General features: G+C 57.4%; 3 protein-coding genes. All 3 read right to left on the bottom strand.

Annotation, left to right across the window (positions count from 1 at the left end; translation table 11 throughout):
• Positions 1–556: alpha/beta fold hydrolase (locus AC1DRJ_RS24855; RefSeq protein WP_477804494.1), on the bottom strand; the 556-nt coding region annotated here is incomplete at its 3' end.
• Positions 557–659: 103 nt separating this feature from the next.
• Positions 660–1,448: an SDR family NAD(P)-dependent oxidoreductase gene (locus AC1DRJ_RS24850; RefSeq protein WP_477804493.1), complete on the bottom strand. Its 789-nt coding sequence runs from the start codon at positions 1,446–1,448 to the stop codon at positions 660–662.
• 74 nt (positions 1,449–1,522) lie between these two features.
• Positions 1,523–2,306, bottom strand: a 784-nt coding sequence (locus tag AC1DRJ_RS24845; protein ID WP_477804492.1) for an oxidoreductase, incomplete at its 5' end; no start/stop codon positions are given.

The following is a 2,306-nucleotide window of genomic DNA, read 5'->3' as shown; positions in this document are numbered from 1 at the left end:
TGGCAGCTTTTCGCCCATTGGCCGTAGCGGTGAAGAAGAGGAAAAACTTCGGGTCGCGCACTGTCAGGAGACCCTTGAGCATCAACGGCCACGACACAGACCACACCTTATCTATACCTTGGCCGCCTGCAGGCCCGGTACCGGTCAGAATAAGTTTGCGCACCAGCTCAGGGGCTCTCAGCGCAATGTCCTGTGCGACGAACCCACCCAATGAAAAACCCAGCAGGTCGACTTTGTTGAATCCCAGAGCGCGGATCACGGCGATTGCATCGTCTGCCATCTCACTGACGGTCAAAGGGGCGGTTCCACCCGATGCGCCGATTCCCCGAAAGTCAGTTGCAATGACTCGCCGGGTGCGGGCTAGTCCGTCGAGGATGCGTGGGTCGAAGTTATCCAGGACTGCGCCCCAATGATTCAACAGAACGAGCGGCAACCCGTCTCTCGGCCCCAAGTCCCGGTAGGCAAATGCTGTTCCTTCGACAGTCACCCGCTGGTTCGCGGCGCAGACGAACGGCGCTGGCAATCCAAGGTCACGATTTTTGGCTTCAACGATCATGTGCACACCGTGCCCTGATGAGGGGCGGATGAGTGAATGTAATAAAATCTGCAGCAAGCGCCTTTACATCAAGGTATGCGTATCAGCGCCTGCAGCGTGACAATCACGCCTCAGCTTGATAGCGCTCGGCGACTACAGATTGGCGAATCTCTGAAAGCAAACCTTGGCGGGCAGCCTGCAGAGCATCCCAACGAGCAGCGTCTTGTAACGGTGGAATGGTCACCGGCTCGCGACGATCAAAACCGACAAGCGCAGCATCGACCAGATCGCCCACGTCCATAATTTCGCTCAAGGTGTTGATGTCGATCCCCGCACGTTCCCAGATTTCCGTGCGGGTGGCCGCAGGGAGAACAGCTTGCACGTAGACGCCTTTTGGCGAGAGCTCAAGGCTCAGCCCTTGCGACAGAAACAGGACAAAGGCTTTGGTCGCGCCGTAGACGGTCATTCCGAATTCCGGTGCCAGCCCCACGACCGATCCAATGTTGATAATCGCTCCGTCCCCGGCTTGTGCCAGTCGTGGGGCGATGGMGCTGGCAAGCCGTACCAGTGCAGTAGTGTTGAGCGTAACCAACTGAGCAACGCTGTCGGTGGATTGTTCGATAAAGCTGCCGGATTGTGCGGCGCCTGCATTGTTCACCAGGATGCCAATACTGGCGTCGTCGCGCAGGCGAGCCTCGACCGTGGTCAAATCGCTGATTTGGGTCAGGTCAGCCTGGAGAACATCAATGATGATGTTGTGTTTCTCACGCAGCCGGGCTGCAAGAGCATCCAGCCGCCCTTTGTCGCGTGCAACCAGTACGAGGTCGTGCCCGCGCTGTGCAAAGCGCTCGGCATAGGTAGCGCCGATGCCAGTGGAGGCGCCGGTAATGAGAACGGTGGCAGGGATGCTCATGAATTGATCCTCAGTTTCGGATATCGATAGGCGAGTCATGCGTGGTGTCCGGAGGACGTGCGTAGACGTGATTTTTAGCCGTGCCGGGTACTGGATTCAGCAAGGGTTGGGTAGTCGATGTAGCCTTCTGCACCGCCGCCATACAGGGTCGCAGGATCGAATGCCGACAAAGAGGCAGCGGTTTTAAGGCGCTCCACCAAGTCCGGGTTACCTATGAAGGGACGTCCAAAGGCGATCAAGTCAGTCTTGTCATCGTTGAGTTGAGAGGTGGCCAAATTCACGTCGTAGCCATTGTTCGCGATGTAAGTGTTTTTGAAGCGTTGGCGCAAAGAACCAAAGTCGAAGGGCGCAATATCGCGCGGCCCGCCAGTCGCGCCTTCGACCACATGGAGGTACACAATGCCCAAGGCATCGAGTTGGTCGACAATGTAGTCAAATTGGGCCTGCGGTTCGCTGCTGGAGACACCATTGGCTGGCGAAACTGGCGATATACGGATGCCTGTACGTCCGGCACCGATCTCGTTTACTACCGCCGCCGTCACTTCCAGCAGTAGACGAGCGCGATTTTCAATCGAGCCACCGTAGGCATCGGTGCGGATGTTGGCACCGTCCTTAACGAACTGATCCAGCAAATAGCCGTTTGCGCCGTGGATCTCTACGCCATCGAATCCCGCTGCGATGGCGTTTGCCGCCGCTTGGCGAAAATCATTAACAATCCCGGGTAGCTCGCTGATATCAAGCGCTCGCGGCTCTGAAACGTCCACGAAGCTATTATTGACGAATACCTTGGTCGCGGGACGAAGAGCGGAGGGTGCTACCGGAGCGGCACCGTTCTCCTGCAGGTCAACGTGCGATACG

The organism is Pseudomonas sp. P5_B2 (assembly GCF_056400445.1).
This window is presented reverse-complemented; position numbering and strand designations above follow the sequence as displayed.